Source organism: Alteribacillus sp. YIM 98480 (assembly GCF_009765375.1).
In the GTDB taxonomy this organism is placed as follows: Bacteria; Bacillota; Bacilli; order Bacillales; family Marinococcaceae; genus Alteribacillus.
The window spans coordinates 69652-92429 of record NZ_VTOK01000015.1 but is presented as its reverse complement, the minus strand read 5'-3'; the positions used below and the strand labels follow the sequence as shown (position 1 = coordinate 92429).

Below are 22778 nucleotides of genomic sequence, written 5' to 3'. Positions count from 1 at the left end.
TCCTTATGGAATAAGTTCGGTCATATCATCATATGTTTCTGGCCTGCGGTCGCGGTAAAACTGCCAAGTATCCCTTACTTCACGTATTTTTTTCCGGTCTATGTCACCAAGAAGAATTTCATCTTTATCTCGGCTTGCTACAGCTACAAATTCTCCCCGTGGATCGACGATATAAGATTGGCCGTAAAATTCACCCATTTTCCAAGGGGATTCCGTTCCGACACGATTGATTGCTGCTAAAAAATATCCGTTGGCTACAGCGTGAGCAGGCTGTTCTAGTTTCCATAAGTATTCGGACAAACCAGCAACAGTAGCTGATGGGTTAAAAACGATTTCCGCTCCGTTTAAACCGAGTAACCGTGCTCCTTCCGGAAAGTGTCTGTCATAACAGATGTAGACACCGATTTTTGCGTATGCCGTATCAAAAACAGGATAGCCCAGGTTGCCTGGTTTGAAATAGAATTTTTCCCAAAAGCCATAACCATCATTACCAACCCCTACGTGAGGGATGTGGTTTTTACGGTATTTTCCTAGATAGCTTCCATCGGCATCGATGACGGCAGCTGTGTTGTAATAAGTGGAAATTCCTTCTTTTTCATATATAGGAAGTACAATAACAGTCTCTAGATTCTTAGCTAGTTTTTGAAATAGTTTCGTCGTTGGACCATTTGGTACTTCCTCTGCTGCTTCATACCATTTAACATTTTGTTCGGAGCAAAAATAAGGGCCGTAAAATATTTCTTGCAAACAAATAATTTTGGCACCTTTTGCAGCTGCTTGTTTAACTAAGTTAATGTGTTTTTCAATCGCTTTTTCTTTGTGGATGGATACTGGCTTCTCACCATCAACATCATTAGAAGCTTGAATAATTCCAACACGAACTTGATCACTCATTTGGAAGAGGCCTCCTTTTACTATTTAAGTTTTTCTCATCATATATAAAAAAAGGCCACATGATAGAAGACACTATGTGTTTATTATTGAAAAACTATTAGACAAAATGTTAAAAAAGCTTGATTAACAAGCTATAAACGTGTTATTTTTCCTTTCAAAAAAATCTGAAAATTAAATGTTTTAAGTTTAGGATGTGGCAAGTAAAGGTATAGAAAGCGGAGGGAGGAGGATGGTGAATGTACAATAACATAACAAACAATAAAACCTGGCCGATTATTATTTCTGTTGTTCTTATCATGGGTATTGGAATGGGCAGTTTTAAAAATCAAACAAAAGCAGCAGAGGCTTTTTCCGATGTGGACAACAGCTATTGGGCATCAGAACAAATTCAACGGCTGGCTGAACAAAACGTTATCAGCGGTTATTCTGATGGAACATATAAGCCGGGAGAAAAAATCAACCGCGGTCAAGTTGCGGCTTTATTGACAGAATCCTTCGATTTACAAATAGATAAAAATCCAAAATCAACAACGTTTGATGATTTAAATGAGAACAGCTACTTTACTCCTTATGCTGAAGCAGTAAAGGATGCTGGGTATATGACCGGCAGGAATAATAATACAGCATTTGCTGCGGGAATGAATCTATCACGGGAACAGATGGCGAGTATTCTTGTACGGGCATTTGAATTTGAACGCATAGATGAAAATGAATCAATTGTAAAGGATATAAATAAAGCACATGAAAGCCATCAAAACAGTATTGAAACGTTAGCTCAAATAGGGGTCACCAAGACCAATAATGGCGATTTTCGTCCAAAAGAAACCGTCACGAGAGCACAGTTTGCCGTATTTTTAGAAAGAGCCCTCACAATGAGACATACGATGGAAGCAGGCATTATGTATGTTACAGCTGTTGATAAAACGACAGTAGATGTAAGCTTTACTAAAGAAATGGAGGAAGTGCATGCGGAAGACTTCGCGTTTGAACCGGAGCTTGATGTGAAACGTGCGGAAATCATAAATCCAGAAGAAACGTTTGAGCGCCATGCTGGAGCCGACATGGTCATACGGCTCACTACTTCTGAGCAATCAGTAGGAGAGCCTTATTGGTTTTATTACCAAGGGAAACGCACAGACAATATTATTGTAGGAGCAGAAGAATAAGACCAGCTTTTGCCAGCCGGTCTTATTTTTTGGTTTCTAGTTTATTGAAAATAATTCATTATCTTATTTTTATTAAACGGGAGGCTTTCATAGGGGGTATGAATACTAAAGGCAATGCGGTCGTTGGTTAAGTTAAATTGTTCCGCTTTTACTTCAATATTTTGATAGCTGCTAATATCGGTTACGGCTACATATATATCTTCACGGTCCGGGTTCACTTCGATCCAGCCTGGCATTTCATAATTTTTCTTAATATAGCCCAATACTTGACGATTAGGAAGCTGCAGCTTTCCAAGACTGATAGATTCCTGTTTTAAGAGTAAATCACCATTTTCCTGCACCTCCGGCTCAAGAATAACCGTGGCAGGAATTTGCTGGCCGAATGCACGTACAGACCCTTTTAAACGTACTTTATTATCTAATTCCACAGAATAAGAGGCTCTTTCCCCTTCTGATAATTCATCAAGGTATCTGTTGATCAGCTGATTTAAATTTTCTCTATCGGTCACAATGGAAAATTCAACATCGGTTTCTTGAACCTGATCCCTTTGTGGAAATATCGGTTCATCCGGCGTCGAATTAAAAAGGAAAAACAGCCAAATGACAATCCCGGCATTAATAATAAAAAGGGTGATAAATAGCCATTTCCAGACATTTTGTTGTGTTAATCGGTTGATCATTCTGTTTCGTCACTTTCTGATGTGCTGATTTCTGGTTTGATATATTGAAAAACCCGCTCTGCTATTTGTAGGTAGCCCCGTTCATTTGGGTGAAAATTATCTTCTGCATAATAACTTTCATCGGCTTGCTGGAATAAATCATCAATAGGAATAAAGGAGGCATTTCCGCCCTCTTCGGCCGTTTCTTGTCCAATTGTATTCCAGTCTTCTACAATTTGATTTAATTCTGGAATATTTTCAAAATAGATGTGAAACGGATTAAAGAGACCAATTAAATAAATAGGTGCTTCCTCGTTTTTGGAACGGATCGTTTGAAACACGTCTTCGAGTCTATTTTCATATGAATCCGTTTCGTCAGCGAAAGCTTCATACGTTAAGTTGTTAATATTCGAACGAACAATATGCATTATATCGTTGGCTCCAATCGTAAGAAGGATAACGTCTGCTTCTTCAATGGAGGAAGTTATAGCAGGTTCTTCCATCCTTTTAATAAGCTGATCTGTCCGGTTGCCGCGCTTGCCGTAGTTAGCGATATTAAACGATGAGGCAGAGATGCTGCTGCTTCCAATGGTTTTTTCGAGAATTCCGACATATCCTCCATTTCCGGTAGAATCTCCAACCCCTTGTGTTAGCGAATCTCCAATTGCTACCATTTTTACATCAGGGTCAATGACAAGAGCACGGTTTTCTTTAACCATAGCGGCAACGGCTTCTTGCACGTCGTTTTCCGTTATGGCATTTTCTGAAGCAGCGTCTGTGTCTTCTTCCTCCTGTTTCATTTCATTTTCAGGAGGATCGGGTTCTTGCTGCTTGGGGGCTGGAGTATCTGGTTTTGTTTCCGTGAAGACAGGGCTGCTGTCTTCTGGAGGTTCAGATGAAAAGCTGTTAATCGTCCAAGCTCCTGAAACTAAAATGAGAAACAAAACGACACTGTATATAAATAATTTATTTTTCTTCATCAACAATCACATCCAAGTGGTTTCATTACACCTTATGATAATGTTTATTTTAACAGAATTTCATGTAGTATTTTAAGTAAAATAGAGAAGAGAATAAAAGCCGAAATTCGGTAAAAAACAGAGGGTGGAAAATGAAGGTAAAAAAATAGAATTATTGATTCATATACCCTTTTAAAATAATATGAAAAACAGATTGCTAATGTACTACTCTCTATTCCATTAGTTTTATTAACATGGACGTTAGGAGGAAACCACTAGTGAATATTTCGGTTTCGTCATTAATGGAAAGCTTCGAAGATTTGTTTCCGAAAGAGACCTCTTTTGCAGTTTCTGATGCCAAGCGTTTTATTTACTATAAACCTAGTAATAAAATTGACTTGCAAATCAGACCTGGAGACAAAATTAAAGAAAATACAGTTACCTTTAAAGCCTTAACAATTCAGCAGAAAATTTCAGAGCATATCAACAGCAATGTATTTGGAATCCCATATTATGGAACATCGGTGCCTATTTTACACGATGGGACCCCTCAAGGATGTGTGACGGCGATTTTGTCTTCTGCTCAGCTGCGGTTTCTCGCTGATTTTTTGACGGTACGTATTGAAGACAGCTGGAAACCGATTCCTCATAAAGACATTATGTTTCTCGAGGCACAGCATAGAAAAACATGGGTCCAGTCCAATAGAGGAATGGGGACAAATAAATTTAATTTAAGTGAGCTGGAATATATTCTACCTGCTGATTTATTTATACGCTGTCATCGTTCTTATATTGTTAATGTGAACTACATTGCCGAAATTCAGCCTGATTCGCATTCCACTTTTTTATTAATCATGAAAGATGGCACAAAGGTGCCGGTCAGCCAAACGTATGCGAAACATTTTCGGAAAATCCTCGCTTTTTAATTTTCTGGCTCATGTTTATTAAATGCTGGCTCATGTTAATTTTAAGCCTTTTCATTCAAAAAGGCATGAGAAGAAGACGAAGCGCTGATAGAATAGTGAGAAAATTGAAGCGAGGGGATTGTTTTGGATAAAAACATGCAAAGCCTAATAAAAAATCAGCGCTTACAAGAACGAATGGTGTCAGAGGAAACAGCTGCATCTTGGATAAAAGACGGGATGACACTTGGTTTAAGTGGGTTCACCCGTGCTGGTGATGCGAAAGCTGTTCCATCCGCTTTTGTAGATAAAGCAAAAAAGGATAACATGAAAGTAAATGTATTTACCGGGGCATCGCTTGGTTCAGACATTGACAGGCTGATGGCCGAAGCTGGCATCATTCATAAACGTCTTCCTTTTCAAGCAGATGGAGTAATGCGTAAAAAGATTAACGAGGGAGATATGTATTTTATCGATCAGCATTTATCTCACACCGCTGAAATGGTGCGCAATGATGTATTACACCCGATTGACTTCGCAATTGTGGAAGCGGTTTCTATAACAGAAGAAGGGTACATCATTCCTTCTACATCTGTTGGGAATTCCTCTGTTTTCGTAGAAAAAGCGGAAGCTGTGATTGTCGAACTGAATCTTGCCCAGCCGCAAGCATTTGAAGGACTGCATGACATTTATGAGGTAAACAAGCAAGGCAAACGACAGCCGATTCCGCTTATAAACGTAGATGACCGGATTGGGTCCGTTGGTATCCCGGTAGATACGGCAAAAATAAAAGGAATTGTTGTGACCAATCAAGCAGATTCTCCATCACCTATTACCCCGCCTGATGAAGAAACAGCCATGATGGCGAATCATTTAATTGATTTTTTGAAAAAAGAAAATGAATTGGGGAGGCTGCCAAACAACCTTGCTCCGTTACAATCCGGCATTGGCACCGTAGCAAACGCTGTTTTCCACGGTCTCCTGGATTCTGATTTTACGGATTTAGAGGTATATTCTGAAGTCCTGCAGGATGCAGTATTCGATCTGCTTGATGCTGGGAAAGTCCGCTTTGCTTCGGGCTGTTCGATCACGTTATCGGAGTCCAAGTTAAAAGAGGTATTTTCCAACCTGGATCGCTACCGAGACCAGCTAGTACTTCGTCCGCAAGAAATATCCAACCATCCAGAAGTCATCCGTCGGTTAGGATTGATCTCGATTAATACAGCTCTTGAGGCAGACATCTATGGTAATGTGAATTCCACTCATGTACAAGGCACGAAAGTGATGAACGGGATCGGTGGATCTGGTGACTTTGCCCGTAATGCCAGGTTGGCCATTTTTGTAACAAAATCGATCGCCAAAAACGGCGATATTTCCAGCATTGTTCCATTTGTTTCCCATGTGGACCACACAGAACACGATGTCGATGTGCTTGTAACCGAACACGGATATGCTGACTTACGAGGATTGGCTCCAAAAGAACGGGTGCCTCTTATTATTGAACATTGCGCCCACCCGATATATCGTGATCAGCTTTATGCCTACTTTAATGAAGCTTGTGAAAGAGGAGGCCAGACTCCGCACATTATGGAAAAAGCGTTGTCCTGGCACACGAACTTCTCAGAAAACAAAACGATGCGCGAAAGAGCCCTGCAGCGTTCGTAAGAGTTTTAGGAAAAGCCCCGGATTTAGTAGCTTCGGGGCAGTCTCTTATCCTTTAGGAAGGTTTAACTTTGCTAAAGGATAAAGTAAGTAATAGAAAAACTAAAACCTCCACCATTTGGACTCGGCGGCAAGCCGAGTTTTTCTAATGAGTGAAAAAAATACTGTATACTATCACACATCCAATGTTCGACCAAAAGACCAATAGAAGTGGGAACATACTGCCAAGTTTAATCTAAAGTAGATGAACAATGAATATTTACCAAGCCCAACAAAAATTAGAGCAATGAAAGGATAAACCTGAAACTATGATTAAAACGGCTGCCATCATTACGAGCTTATTAGAAAAGTTTAACGTTGATTATTGTAGGTGGATTATCGTTTTGTAATTGTTTGAGCCATTCTTCTAAAAGTTCATCTTCTTTTTTACCTGTCTTAATCACAAGGAATGAACCTCCAATCTTATAATATAATTCCTAAGATCAAATAACCAAGTGCTGAAACGAACCCACTCAATATTATATAAGGAAGCTGCGTCATAACATGGGTCATTGTATCTATGCCAGACCCTGTAGCAGATAAAACAGTAGCATCTCCGTACGGGCAAGCGTGGCTGCCAAACGCTCCAGCAGAAATAACAGCTCCCAGAGACAGCCACATATTCGCATCAATAGCTTCAGCTAACGGTATGATGATCGGAAGAGTGACAGCATAGACACCCCAAAAAGATCCAGTTGCAAATGCTACTAATCCCATAGAGATAAAGGCTACAACAGGGAGGAGGCTAGAACTCATTAACGGTTCTACCTTTTCGATCACGAAAGCATTTAACCCAAGTTGTTCATTAGCATCTACTAAAATAAACGATGCCACTAAAATGCCAATTGGATATATCATTGGTTTAAATCCGTCTATAAACGTGTCGAACAATTCAGTCAACTTCATTACCCTCTGAAAAAACAACATAGCAATCGTTACGGCAACGGCTACCATTACCCCTTGGAGCGCGTCGATGTCGGCATACCACGTGTATCCAATCAGCACAATGATCGGAACAAAAAAGTTTATCATTTTAGGTTTTATCGTTTTCTTCTCATCCGAATCGACACCTGCTGCAATTTCATCATCTACAAGTGAAATGTTCCCTGATCCTTTTGGGATACAAATTCCTTGTGTTTCTGCTCTTAATTCTGCTGTTTTCATTGGCCCAAGTTTTGGGATAACCCCCAAAATAGTTAATAAAACTACCAATATAGCAACCCATCCGTAAAAAATGAATGGAAGTACTTGAAGATATGTCATAACACCTTGTCCAGCTCCTGCAACACCTTCTGCTTCGAAAAGGCCTAAAATGTAAATGGCCCAGGTTGATATTGGAACTAATACACAAATTGGAGCAGCCGTAGAATCAACTACATAAGCTAGAAGCTCTCTTGACGTTTTATATTTATCTGTTATCCGCTGCATGGATGTACTTACAGTTAAAGCATTTATATAGTCATCGATAAAAATAACAAGCCCCATGAGCCAAGTAATAAGCAAAGCGGATTTTTTTGATTTTATTTTTGACGAAACAAACTCTCCAAAAGCAAGGGCTCCACCGGATTTCACTAATAATGCAATAAAGCCTCCAAAAAATAAAACAACTAAAATAAGCCAGCCAATTGTAGGATCTCCCATGACGGCTAAAGAGGAACCAACAAAGGAAGGAAAAAAATTCTCTTTTTCGATGAGAATAAATCCAATGATAGAGCCAACAATCAATGATTCCAGCGTTCTTCTAGTCAATAATGCAAAAACTAATACACTTAACGCAGGAACTAAGCTTATCCACCCGTAATGGTCCATAACAACATACACCCTTTGATTTTAATACTGAAAGAATTAAGAAAAAATTTACCGCTCATGCATTTTGTCTGTCTTTACATGCTGTCACTGTCACACGGAACCTTGAAAATAAGAGAGTTATAGTTGAACGGTATAAATAGTTCACTTTCCTTTTCAGTTAAGACAAGTGTTAATGCATAACAGCTATTTACTTATTTTCTAAATCATTGTGATAAAGGCATTTAAGCATCCAATTCCTCAAATTCCACTTGCGGCGGTTCTTTTGTAAAATAATTTGTTTTAAAAAAGAGATAACCAATCCCAAGCAGACTCCAAATGACACCAAGTGTAATCGAAAACAGGTCCAGGCTGATCCACAAATAAAGCACAAATCCTAATCCAATGAGTGGAAAAACGAGATAACTGATCATAGAGAAAAACGAGCGTTCTTTATGAAAGCGGAAATAATGGACGATTACACATAAATTGACAAATGAAAAAGCGGTAAAAGCACCAAAATTAATAAGGGATGTTGCTTGTGTTAAATTAAGCATCAAGGCTGAAAGAGCTAACACACCGATAATAATAATATTAAAAATAGGTGTATTAAACCGAGGATGGACGTAGCCAAATACTCTTTTTGGGATGATACCGTCACGCCCCATCGCATAAAGAAGTCTTGAGGCACTTGTTTGAGCAGCCATTCCAGATGCTAGAACGGAGACTAACGCGCCGGCTGTAAAAAAGGATAAAAAAAGGTTGCCTCCAATCATTTGAGCGATTTCTGGCGATGCCCCTTCTATATCATTAAATGAAGAAACGGTAGGGAAAAGGGACTGCATAAAGTAAGTAACGGTGAAAAAGAAAATGCCGCCGATCAATGCGACCAGGAAAATTCCTTTGGGTATGACTTTTTTTGGTTGAATCGTTTCTTCCGATAAGGTAGTAATGGCGTCAAAACCAATAAACGATAAAGCTAACAAAGCTGCACCAGCAAATAGGGCGGAGGTGTCCAAGTTTTCGGAAATCAAGGCATCGGCACTAAAAAAACGATTGGGCTGCTCGTTTAAAATACTATTAATTGTTAAGATGACAAAGGTTATGCCAAGTACAAATTGAAACAGAACCAGCAGCAGGTTGACATTGGTAGCAATTTTCAAACCAATGATATTCAAAACAGTGATGACCGCTATTAATCCGACAATCCATATCCATTCGGGGATATTTGGAAACCCGGCAGACAAGTAAATTCTTGCTAACAGGGCATTAATCATCGGAAGCGCTAAGTAAGCTAGAAAAGTGATCCATCCAACAATAAAGCCGATATGAGGGTTCATTGTTTTTTGAGTATAGGTATAGACAGATCCTGAAACAGGATATCGTTTAACCATTTTTCCATAACTGAAAGCTGTAAATAAAATAGCCGTAAAGACTAAAATGTAAGCAGTGGGGACATGGCCTGATGTAACTTCCGAAACAATACCGAACGTATCAAAAACGGCAAAAGGAGACATATAAGCTAGTCCCATAACGATAACGTGCATAAGCGTCAATTGACGTTGAAGCTCTCCTTGTTCTTTCATGAAATCATCCTTTTAAGATTAGAATATTTTGAAAAATCATTTCAAGAAAATGGAGCTGGCTGCTCTGTTTCCACATTCTATTAAGGGGAGGGCTGCTGTTGGGTAATACAGTGAATATTTCCTCCTCCAATTGATAATTCTCTACTATAAACTTGGACAATCTTTCTATCAGGAAATAGATCTTTAAATATCGCCTTTGCTTCTTCATCTTGAGGATCGTTAAAAGCTGGTATAACCACGCCGCCGTTGCATAAGTAACAGTTGATATAAGTGGAGACAAATTGCATGGAAGACAGCCGGTCAAAACTATCCCTGGCAAAATCAATCTGCTTGCTTTCTTCTGGATGAAGAGTTGCTTGTTCTGGCAGTGTAATTTTATGAATAGTAAATCGACGTCCTTTTGCGTCTGTCGACTCGACGAGTTTGTGATAAGCTTCTTGCAGGACAGAGTATTGAGGGTGATTCGGGTCATCAGTCCAGCTTATAGCTATTTCACCAGGACGGACGAAAAAAACGACTTCATCCACATGGCCATTTGTCTCGTCACCGACCATTCCATGTTCTAGCCAAATAATTTTATCTATGTTCAAATAGGCTTTTAATTTTTGTTCAATGGTATGTTTTGATAAATGGGGATTTCGGTTCGGATGTAATAGACATTCCTCTGTCGTAATAAGTGTACCCTCTCCATCAACAGCAATGGCTCCTCCCTCCATCACCAAATCCCTGGCATCGTAACGAGGGATTTGTTCCATTTCTAAAACTTTCTGAGGAACTTGCAGATCTAAATCCCAGGGGAAATAAAGACCTTCTTCCAGACCTCCCCATGCATTGAAGCCCCAATCTATCCCACGGACCTCTCCTCGATCATTTTTAACAAATGTAGGGCCAATATCACGCATCCAGGCGTCATTGGAAGACAATTCAACCACGCGAACGTTATCTGGAAGCAGGTTTCTGGCGTTTTCAAACTGATTTGCGTGTACGCCTATTGTGACCGGTTCAAATTGAGAAATTGCTGAAGCAATGTTTACAAATGTTTGTTGAGCGGGTTTTGCTCCAGAATGCCACGTGTCTGTTCTCATTGGCCAAAGCAGCCATGTTCCTGTGTGTGGTTCGAACTCTCCTGGCATGCGAAAACCATCATGTTTTGGAGTGCTTGGTAATGATGTCACCATAAGTATCCTCCTCGGTAAAAAATTTCGCTTAGATAAGCTACTTTACTAATATTGCAAAAGGTATGCCAAAAATGGCTGGCGTTTTAATTTTTATAAAGAAAACCTTTAAAGTACTGCACAAAAGGCTTTTTCATTTAAAAAAGCAAAAACACATGAGACGGAAAACAGATTAGAATAGTGAGTTGCTATCAACTCACTTTGGATGTATATTATATTTTTTTATTCGCCGCATTAAGGCCGATTGCGTCATTCCTAGGTCTGCAGCTGCCTTTCTCGTTGATCCTTTTTCTTTTAGTGCCTTTTTTATAGCTTGTCTTTCAATATTTTCAAGATAAAGAGGCAAGGACTGATTACGGCTTATTGAAAAAGCAGGATCATGAAATGGTTCGCGTGAAAGTATTTTTTCTGGTAAAGCGGACTTTAAAATGACGTCGGATGTTGAAGTAATGACCATACGTTCGACCATGTTTTCAAGTTCTCGAATATTACCCGGCCAATCATAGGACTGCAGCGTATCGATGGCTTCATTGGTTAATGTGGCTGAGCGATCATATTTTTGGTTATAGTACTGCATGTAATGAGAAAGAAACGGGATGATGTCTTCGCGTCTTTCCCGGAGCGGTGGTACGCGAATCGATACAACATTTAAGCGGTAATATAAATCTTCTCGAAACTCTCTTTTTGTGACCATTGCTCCTAAATCGCGATTTGTAGCCGCAAGTATACGAACATCAGCAGATCGAGGGACCGTATCGCCAAGCGGCAGGTACATTTTGTCTTGTAACAGCTGTAATAGTTTTGGCTGTAGCGATAGGGGCAGTTCGCCTATTTCATCGAGAAAAAGCGTTCCGCCATTGGCCTCTTCCACTAGTCCGTACCATGGCGTAACCGTATCCGCGCAGCGTGCAACGGGTATTGATGCATTCCGTAATTTTTCTGGTTCAAAGGATCCTGATATTTTAAATGCGAAAGCCCACTTAACGGAATGTGAACTTGGTGATAGAAATCATCCTGATTATGAAGGCTGTATTCGCAGTATCATCGAAAAAGAAGGCACAGACCGTATTGCAGCGGTTATTTTAGAACCAGTTCAAGGTGCAGGCGGCGTTCATCTGCCTCCGGAGGGATATATAGAAGCAGTACGTACCCTTTGTGATGAACACAATGTGTTAATGATTGCTGATGAGGTGATTTGCGGATTTGGACGAACGGGTGAAATGTTTGGTGTGAATCATTGGAACGTAACACCAGACCTTATGTGTGTAGCGAAAGGAATTACTAGCGGCTACGCTCAACTTGGAGGAGTGCTGATTTCAGAAAAGGTCCGTAATGTCATTGTGCAATACGATGATGTACTTGCGCACGGTTTCACATACAGCGGGCATCCAACCGCATGTGCTGTCGGCCTGAAAAATATTGAAATAATCGAACGAGATGGATTGGTCGCTCATTCTAAGGAGATGGGAGATGAATTGAAAAAAGGCCTTCAATACCTTCAAGATAAACATCGCTATGTGGCCAAACCAAGAAATCTCGGTTTATTGGCAGGATTTGATCTGATGAAAGACCCTGAAGCGTCTCTTCCATTTCATAATTCGGTGAAAGCAGCGAATGCATTGGTTGAAGAATGTTTTGATCGTAATCTTATTATTCGTCCATTTGATTTTGAAGAAGGAATGAATATCGTGGCCATCGCACCCCCGCTTGTGATAACGAAGCAAGAAATGGAAAACATGATCACTATCATAGATGAAGCCTTAACAGCAGTTAGCAGCAAATGGGATTAAAGCATAGGTCCGGCTGTGAAAATGGCCGGGCTTTTTTCAATGTATAGCTCGGCGATCGGGTAGGGTGCAGCGTTGTCACAGCGTTTGGCGAGTATTTGGTGTTTAACGGCGAGTAAAAGGACATTTCCGGATAGTATTTTGCTCTGAACGGCGAGTAAATCAGCAAATTTGGATAGTATTGGAAATTGAATGGAAATTCTTCACCTTACTAGTTGTGATATAATGGTAAAAAATAAAGGAGGCGAGGGCATCGATTAAAAAAGAGCTGCAATTACCGTTAAAAATACTCAAAATAGAAGCTTTGCTCCGCAGGATTCCATCAGGTCATCCTAGCAGAAGCAAACTAGAGGACGAACTTGCTAAAAGTTATGCGGGATACCGAGGCGAACAGTCCATTGACTACTATTTATCCTCTCTTACTAAAAAAACAGATCTCATTTTCCACGACATCCGTCTTCCGAGTAAAGACAAAACATATTTCCAGATCGATATTTTTGTACTCACGACGAACTTCTGTATTATCCTCGAAGTGAAAAACATAGCTGGAACGTTGTATTTTGATCCATTTTTCCATCAGCTCATTCGAACATTAAACGACAAAGAAGAAGGCTTTCCGGATCCGATTTTACAAATGAACCGACAGAAGGCCCACCTCGTTACATGGCTTCAGAAAAATAACCTGCCAAACATACCGATTTATTCATTTGTTGTGATCAGTCATCCGTCCTCTGTGATTAAAACCACTTCTTCTTCTCATTTTCTTCAGAAAACCTCTCAAGACGTGATTCATGCTTCTGCCATTCCCACGAAGCTGCATTCCCTTATTGAAAAACACCAACAAGAATACATCACAATAAAAGAACAAAGAAAAATTGCACGGTTACTATTAAAACAGCATGAACCTGCCAATCCACATTTGTTCAAACCATTTGCGATTGTTCCCTCCGATATACAAACAGGCGTTTATTGTGCGGAATGCTTTCATTTACCTATCAAAAAGATAAAGGGAGGATGGTTGTGCCCGGTTTGTGCAGCAAAATTTCCGAATGCTCATCTGCTTTCGTTTGTAGATTATTTTCTGCTCATCAGCCCCGCTATTACAAATAAGCAATTCCGCGACTTTTTCCATGTTTCCTCTGTTTCCACGGCAACGAAGATGTTAAAGGGTTTGTCATTTGACTATTCCGGAACGTTTAAAGACAGGGTGTATCACATTGACTTTGCTGCACTGCGAAAATTATGCTGATTTTTTGTATTGGCGAGTATTTTCTGGTGTTTGGCGAGTATTCGCTTGTTCACGGCGAGTATTTGTCCGCGAACGGCGAGTAAATCAACAAAACCGGCGACTATTTGAAAAATTTCCAGTAATTTAAAGCGACATCTCTGTCCGAAGCTTATCAACCAGTATTACGCGGCTCTCCTTAAGGTCGATATTATAGCTGAATCGGAAAATACTTTTTTTGACTCACCAAATGGTTATAATTGGAACTGAAGGCATGATGAGACATTTTTTCTTCAAGGGGCCATACGGTTTAATAATTTATCCAGACTCTTATGTATTTCCTTTCTTATAGGAATCATTGCAGTCACCGGGATTAGAAAAAGATAGGTTGGCGAGTATTTTCTGATGTTTGGCGAGTATTCCTCAGTTTACGGCGAGTATTCGGTCGCAAACGGCGAGTAAATCAACAAAATCAGCGAGTATTTGAAAAAAATTCCAGTAAATGAGCGCACTATTCCTATCGTGATCCCAACCCAATGGGTAATTCGAAACCATTATGGAGTAATTGCACAATTAATTGCAGATAAAACACCCCATTTTCCAAGAAAGGGGGTGTTTTATTCATGCAATGAAGTCATTTTTTTGAAACTATCATGCTTCGTGAAAGGTGTGGTAGTGATCATAGAAACGATTTTCTTCTGTTGTGGTTATATCATCCGAATCATATTTAGGTGATCTTTTCACTTCTTCTTCTGTCATTGTTAATTTAATGTCATTTTGTACCCAGTTTACGTCTTGTACAGCCCTTGTAGAAATAACATGGTGTTCGCCGGGCAGCAGCCGACGGGTATCGGTTACGATATATTGAATATCCCAAGAGCCATCTTTAATCAGTACATTATCGGCATGCCCGACCTTCTCATCGAGGGCTGAAACATCATACCCGCTAAATTCTCCGATGATTTCCCGTACACTTCGCAAGTTCGGATTCGTATCAGCCATGTCTGCTTCTATACCTTCTTCTACAAAGGGATCTTGATTGACTAAATCACGTGCGATGGGGGTTCCTCCCCACAAGCCGGCACCGCTTGCACCGGGCCAGTACAATCCATACCCGAAATAGCGATGAAAATCTACTTCCTGCTTCCGGGAGACTGGACGTTCTGTGTCCATCGGCGGGGTGTTTTTAATTTGTTCCTTCGTTAAGTCTACTAAAATGGTTTGTTCAGCAGGATCGATACGTTCTACGGAAATAGGAGAAAGCAATTTCTTTTCCCCAGGCAGCCAAGGATTGGCATTCACAACTAAATAACGGATGACCCAGGATTCATCATCAAAATAGAAATCTTCAATACGACCAATAGAACCATCTGTTGCTTCCAATGAGTAACGAGCGAGAGATTTTCCAGAAAAAAGCAAGAATGTTCCCTCCTTAAAAATCATCGTATATTTTGTTTACCCAGGATCCATTTGTTATTAAACGGAGAAGATTATTATTAAGAGCTTAAACTTGCAGAATCCATGTAGGATGGAGAAAAAGACTATTAAGGAGAATCATACTGTCATGTCATAGGAGAGAGGTCAGCATCAAAGGGCGCATAGGCGTAGAGGATGATTTTTCCGTTTTCAATCACTCTTTAAACACTTTGAATCTCGAAGATACGATTTCATAGTAAAGAGCAGTAATAGTCTGGGTCATTAAAAATACGGGAAAGGAAAAATGAAGCTCATAACCATTCTGGAAATGAATAATGTCCATCCAAATAAAGAGGCTTTGCATTCCAACACCGATCAAAGCCCACGCTATGATATACCATATAAAAGTTATTTTATGAATTCTAAATACTTCATAAAAATAAATAAAAAGGTAGCTGAAGGGAGCGAATAAAAGATAATATAAAAAATCAAATATCTCATAGCTATGTGAATTATTCAGCCTGTAGAAATCAATGAGTCCACCGCCAATTGTAAAGTCATGTAAAACCCCAATGGTGAATCCGAATAATAAAAATAGTAATGTAATGTCGGCGGTAAATTTCTTAGGAAGCAGAAATATAACAGCATAAGCAATAGCAATCATAATTATTATACTTATTTCATTCTTATCAAAACTCTCCCATAAGTTCATGAATAATTCACCTCATTATTGGCAGTCTTTCGAAATAGCTGAAGGCTGTAATAAGATATGACATGAAGGAAAATATAGTATAAGGCATCATAACCTAAGTTCCATTTAATATAATCTGTCACATGGAAAAAAGTTGAAAGGAACGTTAGCAAAAGTAATATTATTAAGGATACAGTAAAAACAAACACCGTGTTTAATTTATAAATCAAATTTAATTGAATCACCAAAATCATTGGTATGATAATACTTCTAGATAGCAAAAACGCCGTATAATCCATCCCCTCGGTTGTTAATTTAACAACATTCATTTCCTCAATAATAATCCAAGCCCAATTAATATTGATCACAAGAATAACCATAAATACAAATGTATTTTCTATAAGAGATAATTTTTTTCGAATCACTGCAAATAGAGCTAAAATGAACCAAGCTACAAAGAAAAAAATAGTAAAAGCCATAAACATAATCTCCTTTCCATATTTTTAATATGTGTGAATGAAAAAGATATATACTATGTAACTCCTAAGGTATACTTTGTATTCGAAATATTTGCGCTTTTCGGTAATAGGAAACATAAAGAGGAAGCTGAGCGGTTTAAATAAATAATTTCTTTCCAGATGGATTCCAAACAACATTGACATTGATAATCATTTTCAATAAAATAAAGACAACCATCTGGTGATTTTTGGAGGTTGTTCTAAATGAAGTCTCTTATGATTGTTGGGGCAGACAAACTTGGCTCTATTCCAGTTAGGCTAAATGAACTAGGTTTCCAGCATATTTTGCATGTCAGCGGCAGGAAAGTGAAAATGGTCCATAAAGACATTCCCGAACGAATTGATTTGGTTTTAGTTTTGACTGACTTTATCAACCATAATATTTCAAAAAAATTGACTGAAAAAGCTAAAAACCGTTCGATTCCAATCTGTTATGCAAAACGTTCTTGGTGCTCCATTTATCAATCATTATCTAATTGTAATGAAGTCTGTGAGCAGTGCCCTTTATTAAGACACTAATCATATCCTTTTTCAGGAGGGTTTTACATGCAGGACTTTTCTTCAAACATAGAAAGCAGTCACAGAGGACCCCTTACGGATTCGGCCTGTTTACAGGGGGTGTTTAATAACATTCTTAGAGAAATAGTACTTGGTCATATTTCTAGAGAGAAAGACCTTTTACTAGAAGTAAAAAGGAAATGGAAATATTTAGATTTCAACCGCTTTTCAACTATTGGCGATTTTATTATTTCTATGGCTGCTGTTATGGATGAGGCACTGAAGATTTTCCGTTATTTGCGTTTTACCAATGAGGCGATGGGTAAACTGATTGATGGTGTATATGTCGCTTACGACATTCAGAGAAAACCTTCATCTACTATAGAAGCATGGATGTTTTGGAGTGGAAAAGAGGAAAAAAAGCAAAAGATATTATGTGAATCCATGCATTGGCTGGAAACGATCTACCCTGAAATAGGCTGGATCATAAGAGGCATTGATCTGCAAACGGGTGAACACGTTATACGAATGAAAAAGATATCATAAATGATAATGTTTGGTAAGAACTAGACAAGGGAGATATCCACGGAGACCTGTTAAACATTATCCGGTTTATGGAAAAATGTTTAGTTTGACCAATTTTTGTATTACGATATCAATGACCATAAAACCTCCAAGATACATTAGAAAAGTGTAAAACATATTCCAGCTTTCATTATAGGACACCATATCGACTAAAAGCGTAATAGACTCAAGCGCTGTCATCCCAAGGACAAACCAAATATAGGACCAAACTCGAGTTAACTGTTTATAATACAGAAAATAAGTAAACCAGGCACCTGCTAAAGTAAAAATTCCAAAATCGAGAAAAATAGAATCTAAAAGCGTAACGGTAGGCATATGATTTACTTCCCACATCCCTAAATGAATTCCTAACTGATTAAAGGTGATGGCAATAAGAGTAGTGATAGGAGCGGTAGTAAAAAATATCTTAGGTGCTTTTTTATAAAGATAGATCCCGGTAATCCAGGGTACAATAAAAAATATTAAGATGATATAAATCATTTCATTACCTCTTTTATACAAGTTTACCTTTGCTAACTGCGGTTTCCACGAAATTTCGCATATACTGTACATATCCAGTAATCATTAGGGTTACCTGGGGAAAAGATAATTATGTGACAAGACTTTATAAAGAAATCGACAGTGACGTCATATTCCTAGGCTTTAATTACTTCCTGTTGAAAAAAGTAACATGTTCTAAACCGTATTGGTGGGGCGGGGCAGGGCTAGCAATATTTGCGATAGTATGTATTCTCACAATTCTAGCGTTTTAAATAATAAGAATGGCCGCATTCCCTAAAGGAGAGAATGCAGCTGAAAAAGTTAATCAAACGTTTGATTAATAGATTGCTCCTCTTATCTGCTTGTTTGTAACACGCCATCATCCCATATTTTTTTTACCTCTTTGTAATACAGATCGTGTGCTTCTGCGACTGCTTGATGAGTCACGTAACCGTTAAGTGTGTTGATTCCTTTTTGCACCGCTGGATCTTCCTGGCTCGCTTGTATATAGCCTTTGTCTGCTATTTTCAATGCATAAGGAATGGTTGTGTTGGTCAGCCCCAGTGTGGAGGTTCTAGGTACTGCGCCTGGCATATTCGCTACCGCATAATGGACGACACCATGTTTTTTATACGTTGGATTGTCGTGTGTCGTTATTTTATCGATGGTTTCCACGATGCCGCCTTGATCAACCGCTACATCTATAATAACAGAACCTTCTTTCATGGTTTGTACCATTTCTTCCGTAACGAGCTTTGGTGCTTTGGCGCCCGGAATAAGCACAGCACCAATGACAAGGTCGGATTCTTTTACAGCCTCTGCTATATTTAACGGATTAGACATTAGTGTTTGTATGTCATTTCCGAAAATGTTGTCTAGTTCGCGCAGTCGTTTTGGGCTAAGATCAAGAATGGTTACCTCAGCACCTAACCCCATCGCTATTTTGGCTGCATTAATACCGACAACTCCACCGCCGATAATACTAACTTTTCCGCGATTTACTCCAGGGACGCCACTCAACAGGATACCCTGGCCGCCTTTAGGCTTCTCAAGAAACTGGGCGCCAATTTGAGATGCCATCCGTCCTGCTACCTCACTCATTGGAGTTAAAAGTGGAAGGGAACCATCTTCTAACTGTATAGTCTCATAGGCGATGCTTACCACTTTATTTTCTGTTAAAGCTTTTGTCAAACCAGGTTCAGCTGCAAGGTGAAGGTACGTAAACAGAATTAATCCTTCATAAAAGTAATCGTATTCTTCCGGTAAAGGTTCTTTTACTTTCATCACCATTTCCGTGTTCCACACTTCTTTTGCTGAACCTACGATAACAGCACCTGCTTGTTCGTATGCTTCGTTCGTAAAACCAGATCCTATTCCTGCTTCTGTTTCTATATAAACCTCATGATTTGCTTCCACCAGCTGTAAAACACCCGATGGAGTAATGGCTACTCTATTTTCATTATTTTTTATTTCTTTTGGTACACCAATTTGCATCGTTTATTCTCCTGCCTTTCTGTTCATTTATTGTTTAGTAGACGCTGCTTTTGTGTTGTTTTCTTGGTAATATTGCGGGTTTTGCCATTCCATTAAAGTGGCATAGGCCATAGAGGCTTTATCTTCTGGTAAATAATTACGTATGACACCTCTTAAAATAAATCCATTTTTATGCTGGAAGGAGAGAACAGGGTCATAAATGTCGCGGTCGAGAACACGCCTTGTGTATTCCGCAGCAGACATTTTATTTGCGTATTTATGGTAGTTCGGAATGCGTCCTCCGATAAAAATGCTTTGCAGATTTAGTTTTTCACACAGTTTTCTCCGTGCTTCATAAAGGCGTTTTCCTATTTTCATATGACGGTAATCTGGATGAACGACGACTTCAATGCCGTATAAGTTTTTTCCATTTGGTTGATGGTTGCGGATATATCCTTCATCTGCAATTTCATCAAACGAGTGGTGGGTGTTATAGTCCTCTATATTTACAATCAAGCTTGACGAAGAACCAATGATTGTTCCCTGGTACTCTATACAAATCTGCCCTTCAGGAAATAGTTTCAATTGGTTTTCAATATGCTTTCGTTTGAAGGCAATGTCTGGGCCGAATACGTTTAGGGCTAATTCTAAAACCTCGTCAATGTCTTTTGTCTCGATGTTTCTTACAATGATGTCCTTTTCGATAACCGATTTGTTTTTATCTGTCATCATTTCTCTCTCCTTTAGACATGAATTAAATGAAGCGCTGTTAACCTGTTTTAATCGACACATACTTTTCTTCGAGATACTCCTTAAGACCTGAGGTTCCGCCTTCTTTGCCCATTCCGCTTTCTTTTATGCCGCCAAACGGTGCCTGAGCAACGATAGGAGCTGGGTCGTTAATGCCTACAATCCCGTATTCTAATTGGTTCATCATTCGGTAGCCTCTCTTTAAATTGTTCGTGAAACAATAAGCCGCCAATCCGTACTGTTCGTGGTTAACCATCGCAGCAATTTCTTCTTCCTCTTCGAAAGTGAAAATAGGGGCGACCGGACCAAATGTTTCTTCGTTTGCGATTTTCATCTCCTTATGTGCGCCTGTGATAACAGTTGGTTCGTAAAAATAGCCATTAAGTTTACTGTATGGTTTACCACCGCAAAGCACTTCTCCCTTACGAGAGACAGCATCTTTTACATGGCTGTCTACCTTAGCTACAGCACTTTCGTTAATGAGAGGACCGACATCGACGTCTTCCATCCCATTCCCAACCTTCAGCTTCGATGCTTGTTCGGCTAGTTTCTTCCCAAGCTTTTCTGCTATATTTTTCTCGGCAAAAATACGATTTGTGCTAATGCAAGTTTGGCCGGCTGCCTTAAATTTTGTTGCCAGAATACCTTTTACCGCTTCATCGAGATCAGCGTCGTTAAACACGATAAAAGGGGCATGGCCGCCAAGCTCCATCGAAACCTTTTTAACGGTATCGGCCGCATCCCGCATCAGTTTTTTTCCAACAGCTGTAGAGCCAGTGAACGTAATTTTTCGAACATCAGGATTTTCAGTTAATTCAGGCCCGATTTGTTCAGCTGGTCCGATCACCAAATTGACAACGCCCTTTGGAAGTTCAGCAGCATGAAAGCATTCAAACACTTTGATGGCAGATAGCGGTGTGGAAGGAGCTGGTTTCAGAACAACCGTACATCCAGCCGCAAGAGCAGGGGCTATTTTTCTTGTAATCATGGAAACAGGAAAGTTCCATGGCGTAATGGCAGCGGCTACTCCAATTGGCTGCTGAATGACCATCAAGTGTTTGTTTTCATGAGAAGCAGGGATGACTTCACCGTAGATTCGTTTGGCTTCTTCGGCGTACCATTCCACATAATCAATGGCGCTGTCTACTTCTCGTTTGGCATCTGCTAACGGTTTTCCCATCTCTGTTGTAATCGTTTCTGCTAATTCATCTCTATTTTTTCGCAGCTGTTGTGCTGTTTTTTCCAAATAATGACTGCGTTTTGTTCCAGGGGCTGTTCCCCACCTGGAAAAAGCCGACTTTGCACTTGCAATGGCATGTTTTGTTTCTTGCCGGCCCCCGATTGAAACATCAGCAATTTTTTCGCGAGTGGCTGGATTTATCACATCCATTTTTTCGTTTGTTGTGATCCATTGTCCGTTTATATACACCTTCTATTTCCTCCTTTAAATATGATGAAATGCTGTTTCGGCAGGCTTACCGACACAAACAGATGCATGACGTTCCGTAAGATTCATAACGATAGAAAAAACTGTTTCTATTTGTCTGTGTTCTGGAGCTCGTTTGTTTTCAAAATGATTGATTGAATTGGGTGCATTGAACGTATCAGCGAACCACGTTTTCATCGTCTCTTCGTTTATAGGTGCCTTCCGATACTGTTTTTCATTAATAAGCTGCTCTGCTCTTTTATAGCGCAATAAGGAATCTGTTTGCTTGAACGTATTCAGGTCTGTAACATTCTGTTGGATTTTCTTAGAACAAAGGTGATTGGTATGAACGACTTTTCCAGTTTCACCGCCTAATAAATCAATCCCAAAAGGCGATACTTCAACATTCATCGCAAGGCCGTTCCCGCTGCCATCGTCACTGCCTATTAAAAAGTTCGCACAAGACGCCATTTGACCGTCATGAATGCGTGAGATTGCTTCCTCTAAGGTGTAAGCATTCAAGACGCTGCGCAGTCCAAGATGGACAGGAACTTGATTGGATTTTTGGTCAGTGAGCAGGGCATTAAAACAAACCCCCATCCCTGCACTATTCATCCCGATTTTTCCGATAATGCCGCCTTCGGTTACCATCTTGATAGAAGGAAGGTTTTCTTGTTCGATATGAAGCAGCAGCAAACTTTTGGTTTGCGATGCTTTCCAATCCCAGTTTTGGCCAATCATCGTTTGATCGGTAATAGGGGAGGTGATCCCAATCGACGTGCAGCCATCTGAAAACGCCGGTCCTTCTGATGTTGTCGTTAAAGCGATTTCGCTGCGCGTGTTTAAAACTAAAATGTCTTCAAAGTCAACTCCTGCTCCCTCGGCTGCTCCGTCCATCTCTTCAATGAAAGCAGGGTTGTATTTTTCAATGGCATCCATATGGGTGAGAGCTATTTCTTTTGCTGCTTGCCAATTCATTTTTTTATAACCGTAAAATAGTTTTTCATACGTTTGTAAACTTTGGTGCACTTCGTCTTTGCCTTCATAACCGTGTTGATAGCCTATTTCCTTTGCAGAACCAGTAAGCGTTAGTTTTTTCATA

At 39.6% G+C, this 22778-nt stretch carries 22 protein-coding genes; 7 read left to right on the top strand and 15 right to left on the bottom strand.

The annotated features are described in order from the left end of the window. Positions 1-3: 3 nt before the first annotated feature. The gene (locus FZF09_RS17885; RefSeq protein ID WP_158737960.1) at positions 4-894 is read right to left on the bottom strand and encodes a nitrilase-related carbon-nitrogen hydrolase; all 891 of its coding nucleotides are present in this window, start codon (positions 892-894) and stop codon (positions 4-6) included. Between the two features lie 236 nt (positions 895-1130). On the opposite strand from FZF09_RS17885, the gene FZF09_RS17880 reads away from it, so the two are divergent. Next, positions 1131-2060 carry an S-layer homology domain-containing protein gene (locus FZF09_RS17880; protein WP_158737959.1) on the top strand — a complete coding sequence of 310 codons (930 nt, stop codon included), beginning with the start codon at positions 1131-1133 and terminating at the stop codon, positions 2058-2060. Positions 2061-2101: 41 nt separating this feature from the next. Here FZF09_RS17880 and FZF09_RS17875 read toward each other — a convergent pair whose 3' ends face one another. Together FZF09_RS17875 and FZF09_RS17870 are read right to left on the bottom strand one after the other, a co-directional pair. Then, on the bottom strand, positions 2102-2740 hold the full coding sequence (locus FZF09_RS17875) for a YpmS family protein (RefSeq protein WP_158737958.1): 639 nt from the start codon (positions 2738-2740) through the stop codon (positions 2102-2104). After that, positions 2737-3699, bottom strand: a complete 963-nt coding sequence (locus tag FZF09_RS17870; RefSeq protein ID WP_158737957.1) for an SGNH/GDSL hydrolase family protein — start codon at positions 3697-3699, stop codon at positions 2737-2739. The genes FZF09_RS17875 and FZF09_RS17870 overlap by 4 nt, the downstream gene beginning before the upstream one ends. Before the next feature lie 281 nt (positions 3700-3980). On the opposite strand from FZF09_RS17870, the gene FZF09_RS17865 reads away from it, so the two are divergent. Next, complete coding sequence (locus FZF09_RS17865) at positions 3981-4604, top strand: LytTR family DNA-binding domain-containing protein (RefSeq protein ID WP_370514500.1); 624 nt, start codon at positions 3981-3983, stop codon at positions 4602-4604. A gap of 135 nt (positions 4605-4739) precedes the next feature. After that, entirely contained in the window at positions 4740-6245 is a 1506-nt protein-coding gene (locus FZF09_RS17860; RefSeq protein ID WP_370514499.1) for a succinyl-CoA:acetate CoA-transferase ScpC, read from the top strand. Positions 6246-6704: 459 nt separating this feature from the next. On the opposite strand, the gene FZF09_RS17855 is transcribed toward FZF09_RS17860, so the two are convergent. The 4 genes from FZF09_RS17855 to FZF09_RS17840 all read right to left on the bottom strand — a co-directional run bounded on the left by FZF09_RS17855 (position 6705) and on the right by FZF09_RS17840 (position 11698). Then, positions 6705-8090 (bottom strand): Na+/H+ antiporter NhaC family protein, encoded by a 1386-nt coding sequence (locus tag FZF09_RS17855; protein WP_158737954.1) that lies wholly within the window; start codon positions 8088-8090, stop codon positions 6705-6707. 221 nt (positions 8091-8311) lie between these two features. Further along, on the bottom strand, positions 8312-9652 hold the full coding sequence (locus FZF09_RS17850; RefSeq protein ID WP_158737953.1) for an APC family permease: 1341 nt from the start codon (positions 9650-9652) through the stop codon (positions 8312-8314). Between the two features lie 80 nt (positions 9653-9732). Further along, positions 9733-10827, bottom strand: coding sequence for an agmatine deiminase (aguA, locus tag FZF09_RS17845; RefSeq protein WP_370514498.1), 1095 nt, complete (start codon positions 10825-10827; stop codon positions 9733-9735). Positions 10828-11023: 196 nt separating this feature from the next. Then, on the bottom strand, positions 11024-11698 hold the full coding sequence (locus tag FZF09_RS17840) for a sigma 54-interacting transcriptional regulator (RefSeq protein WP_158737951.1): 675 nt from the start codon (positions 11696-11698) through the stop codon (positions 11024-11026). Between FZF09_RS17840 and FZF09_RS17835 the strand changes: the two genes are divergently transcribed. Further along, entirely contained in the window at positions 11685-12617 is a 933-nt protein-coding gene (locus tag FZF09_RS17835; RefSeq protein ID WP_158737950.1) for an aminotransferase family protein, read from the top strand. The genes FZF09_RS17840 and FZF09_RS17835 overlap by 14 nt on opposite strands. A 301-nt stretch (positions 12618-12918) precedes the next feature. Continuing rightward, positions 12919-13863 (top strand): nuclease-related domain-containing protein, encoded by a 945-nt coding sequence (locus FZF09_RS17830; protein ID WP_158737949.1) that lies wholly within the window; start codon positions 12919-12921, stop codon positions 13861-13863. Between the two features lie 627 nt (positions 13864-14490). Here the strand turns inward: FZF09_RS17830 and FZF09_RS17825 are convergent. From FZF09_RS17825 to FZF09_RS17815, 3 genes are all read right to left on the bottom strand, one after another. Beyond that, on the bottom strand, positions 14491-15258 hold the full coding sequence (locus tag FZF09_RS17825; RefSeq protein WP_158737948.1) for a PRC-barrel domain-containing protein: 768 nt from the start codon (positions 15256-15258) through the stop codon (positions 14491-14493). A 211-nt stretch (positions 15259-15469) separates the two neighbouring features. Continuing rightward, positions 15470-15967: a hypothetical protein gene (locus FZF09_RS17820; RefSeq protein WP_158737947.1), complete on the bottom strand. Its 498-nt coding sequence runs from the start codon at positions 15965-15967 to the stop codon at positions 15470-15472. After that, positions 15964-16425, bottom strand: coding sequence for a hypothetical protein (locus FZF09_RS17815; RefSeq protein WP_158737946.1), 462 nt, complete (start codon positions 16423-16425; stop codon positions 15964-15966). The genes FZF09_RS17820 and FZF09_RS17815 overlap by 4 nt, the downstream gene beginning before the upstream one ends. A 243-nt stretch (positions 16426-16668) precedes the next feature. Between FZF09_RS17815 and FZF09_RS17810 the strand changes: the two genes are divergently transcribed. Both FZF09_RS17810 and FZF09_RS17805 read left to right on the top strand, forming a co-directional pair. Beyond that, positions 16669-16983, top strand: coding sequence for a DUF2325 domain-containing protein (locus FZF09_RS17810; RefSeq protein WP_158737945.1), 315 nt, complete (start codon positions 16669-16671; stop codon positions 16981-16983). A 27-nt stretch (positions 16984-17010) separates the two neighbouring features. Continuing rightward, complete coding sequence (locus FZF09_RS17805; RefSeq protein ID WP_158737944.1) at positions 17011-17508, top strand: hypothetical protein; 498 nt, start codon at positions 17011-17013, stop codon at positions 17506-17508. Positions 17509-17574: 66 nt separating this feature from the next. Here the strand turns inward: FZF09_RS17805 and FZF09_RS17800 are convergent, their stop codons facing one another. The 5 genes from FZF09_RS17800 to FZF09_RS17780 form a co-directional block, all read right to left on the bottom strand. After that, positions 17575-18027 carry a hypothetical protein gene (locus FZF09_RS17800; protein WP_158737943.1) on the bottom strand — a complete coding sequence of 151 codons (453 nt, stop codon included), beginning with the start codon at positions 18025-18027 and terminating at the stop codon, positions 17575-17577. A gap of 354 nt (positions 18028-18381) precedes the next feature. Beyond that, positions 18382-19521, bottom strand: coding sequence for an alanine dehydrogenase (gene ald, locus FZF09_RS17795; RefSeq protein ID WP_158737942.1), 1140 nt, complete (start codon positions 19519-19521; stop codon positions 18382-18384). A gap of 27 nt (positions 19522-19548) precedes the next feature. Beyond that, positions 19549-20232, bottom strand: coding sequence for a GNAT family N-acetyltransferase (locus FZF09_RS17790; RefSeq protein ID WP_233269543.1), 684 nt, complete (start codon positions 20230-20232; stop codon positions 19549-19551). A gap of 37 nt (positions 20233-20269) precedes the next feature. Continuing rightward, complete coding sequence (locus FZF09_RS17785; protein ID WP_158737941.1) at positions 20270-21679, bottom strand: NAD-dependent succinate-semialdehyde dehydrogenase; 1410 nt, start codon at positions 21677-21679, stop codon at positions 20270-20272. A gap of 15 nt (positions 21680-21694) precedes the next feature. Continuing rightward, on the bottom strand, positions 21695-22777 hold the full coding sequence (locus FZF09_RS17780; RefSeq protein WP_158737940.1) for a C45 family autoproteolytic acyltransferase/hydrolase: 1083 nt from the start codon (positions 22775-22777) through the stop codon (positions 21695-21697). Position 22778 lies beyond the last annotated feature (1 nt).